Here is a 2,761-nt window from a genome sequence, read left to right on the forward strand (position 1 = left end):
GGCGGGTACGGGTACACGCGGGAGTTCCCGGTGGAGCGGATGATGCGCGACGCCAAGATCACCCAGATCTACGAGGGCACCAACCAGATCCAGCGGATGGTCATCGCCCGCCAGCTCCTCAAGTAGCCCCAGAGCATCCCACGCCCCCGCGCCCGCCATCCCTGGCGCGGGGGCGTCGCTCGTCGGCCGCCGTGGGATCGGCCGCGACCGCAGCGGCGGTCACAGGCGTCGCGGCAGGCCGAAGCGCTGGACCAGGTCGGCGTCGTGGAACGCGGTCACCGCCGCGATGGCGGAGCCGCGCAGCGTGACGACCTGCAGGGCGAACGCCTCGCCGTCCACGTACATCGCGAACCCCGGCTGCCCGTTGGCCCGGACCGGCACCAGCCTGCTCCGCTTCGCCGACAGCCGGGCTTCGAGCAGCCGCAGGACGTCGTCGCGGCCCGCGAACCACGAGGGGTTCGGCGGCATCTCCCAGACCGCGTCCTCGGTGAGCAGCCGGGCCAGCGCGGCCATGTCGGCCCGCTCGAACGCGTCGGCGTACCGGTCGAGGAGGTCGCGGCGCTCCGGCTCCGCGGGCTCGGCGATCTCGTCGATCGCCGGATCGAGCCGGTCGAGCCGGGCCCGGGCGCGCTGCAGGGTGCTGTGCACCGCGGTCGCGCTGATGCCGAGCGCGTCGCCCGTCTCCTCCGCCGACCAGGCCAGCACGTCCCGCAGGATCAGCACCGTCCGCTGCCGCGGGGGCAGGTGCTGCAGCGCCGCGATGAGGGCCAGCCGCAGCCCGGCCCGCCCCGCCACGATCGCCGCCGGATCGGCCTGCTCGTCGGCGATCGGCTCCAGCCACGTGATCTCCGGATCGCGCGGGCCGATCGCGGCCGGGTCGGAGATGGGCCCGCCCAACCCGGCGGGCAGCACCCGCCGGCCGCCGTTCCGCAGCGCGTTGAGGCAGGCGTTGGTGGCGATCCGGTAGAGCCACGTCCGCATCGACGCGCGGCCCTCGAAGTCCTCGTACGCCCGCCAGGCCCGCAGGTAGGTCTCCTGGACGAGGTCCTCGGCGTCCTGCACCGACCCCAGCATCCGGTAGCAGTGGGTCAGCAGCTCGCGCCGGAACGGCCCGGCCAGCCGGACGAACTCGTCGCTCGGTTGCTCGATCACGGTCACTCCGCGCTCCTCCCTTTCTTGTACAGACCCGCGGGGCCGCCGAATTCATCGGGTCCGGACCGGCCGATTCCACCGGGCCGCGGGTCGGTACGGACATGAACAGGAAATGGGTGATGGGGCTCGCCTCGGCGGGCTCGGTGATGGTGGCGCTGGACGCCACCGTGGTGACGACGGCGCTGAGCCGGATCCGGGTGGATCTCGGCACCTCGATGGAGCAGCTCGAATGGACGGTGAACGCCTACAGCCTGAGCTTCGCCGTCCTGCTGATGACCGGTGCCGTGCTGGGCGACCGGTTCGGGCGGCGGCTGGTGTTCACGGCCGGGCTGGGGCTGTTCACCGCCGCGTCGGCGGCGTGCGCGCTGGCGCCGGACGCGGGCTGGCTGATCGCGGCTCGGGTGGTGCAGGGGGCCGGCGCGGCCCTGGTGATGCCGCTGGCGATGGCGCTGCTCAGCGCGGCCTATCCGCCGCCGGACCGGCCGAAGGCGCTGGGGCTGTTCGCCGGGCTGACGGGGCTGGCGGTGGTCGGCGGCCCGGTGGTCGGCGGCGCCGTCACGCAGGGCCTCGCCTGGGAGTGGATCTTCTGGCTGAACGTGCCGATCGGGCTGGTGATCATGCCGCTGGTGCTGCGCCGCGTCCCGGAGAGCCGCGGCGGCGGCGACGGCGTGGACGCGGCCGGGCTGGTGCTGGTGACCGGCGCCGCCCTCGGCCTGGTGTGGGGCCTGATCCGCTCGGACGCCGCCGGATGGGGGAGCGCCGAGGTCGCGGGCACGCTGGCCGCGGGCGCGGTCTGCGGCGTCGCCTTCGTGGCCTGGGAGCGGGTCGCGGCGCGGCCGATGGTGCCGCTGGGGCTGTTCCGGCTGCGGGGCTTCGCGGCGGGGAACGCCGCCGGGGTGTTCCTGTACGCCTCGCTCTACGGGGCGCTGTTCTTCGCGGCGCAGTACTTCCAGACCGGACGCGGCGACCGGCCGCTCGCCGCGGGCCTGCACCTGCTCGCCTGGACCGCGGCGGTGACGGTCGTCGCCCCGACCGCGGGCCGGCTGGTGAACCGGGTCGGCGCCCGGCCGCTGGCGGCGCTGGGGCTGGCCATGCAGGCGGCGGGGATGGGCTGGCTCGCGCTCGCCGCGACGCCGTCCGTGCCGTACTGGGAGCTGATCGCGCCGATGCTGATCGCGGGCGCCGGGGTCAGCATGGCGATGCCCGCCGCGCAGTCCGCCGTGCTCAACGCGGTCGCGCCGCAGCAGATCGGCAAGGCGTCCGGGGTGTTCAACACCGGACGGCAGCTCGGCGGGGTGTTCGGCGTCGCCGTCCTCGCCCTGGCGTTCGCCAAGGCCGGCGGCTACGCGGGACCGTCCGCCTTCAGCGACGGCTTCGGCGGCGCGATCGGGGTCGGCGCGGCGCTGTCGCTGGCCGGCGCGGTCGCGGCGCTGGCGATCCCGGGCCGCGCGGCCGCCCCGGCGCCGAGCCCCGCCGGCCCGGTCCTCGCCTCGAACCGCTGAGACGCCGGCGGGGGGGGGCCCCGGGGGGGGGGGGGGGGGCCGCCCGGGCGCGCGGGGGGGGGGGGGGTGCGGGGGGGTGTGAGTTAAGGAGCCGGGGGATGGCGGGG

Annotated in this window: 3 protein-coding genes; 2 read left to right on the plus strand and 1 reads right to left on the minus strand. The window is 76.0% G+C overall.

What is annotated here, in order from left to right; all coding sequences use genetic code 11:
• Nucleotides 1-126, plus strand: a 126-nt coding sequence (locus ABT299_RS52450) for an acyl-CoA dehydrogenase family protein (RefSeq protein ID WP_268896158.1), incomplete at its 5' end; no start/stop codon positions are given.
• 93 nt (nt 127-219) lie between these two features.
• On the opposite strand, the gene ABT299_RS52455 is transcribed toward ABT299_RS52450, so the two are convergent.
• Complete coding sequence (locus ABT299_RS52455; protein WP_500255445.1) at nt 220-1,158, minus strand: sigma-70 family RNA polymerase sigma factor; 939 nt, start codon at nt 1,156-1,158, stop codon at nt 220-222.
• A gap of 95 nt (nt 1,159-1,253) precedes the next feature.
• Here ABT299_RS52455 and ABT299_RS52460 point away from each other — a divergent pair, with 95 nt between their 5' ends.
• On the plus strand, nt 1,254-2,654 hold the full coding sequence (locus ABT299_RS52460) for a DHA2 family efflux MFS transporter permease subunit (protein WP_190867031.1): 1,401 nt from the start codon (nt 1,254-1,256) through the stop codon (nt 2,652-2,654).
• Nucleotides 2,655-2,761: the final 107 nt, after the last annotated feature.

Source organism: Spirillospora sp. NPDC000708 (assembly GCF_040299565.1).
Classification (GTDB): domain Bacteria; phylum Actinomycetota; class Actinomycetes; order Streptosporangiales; family Streptosporangiaceae; genus Spirillospora.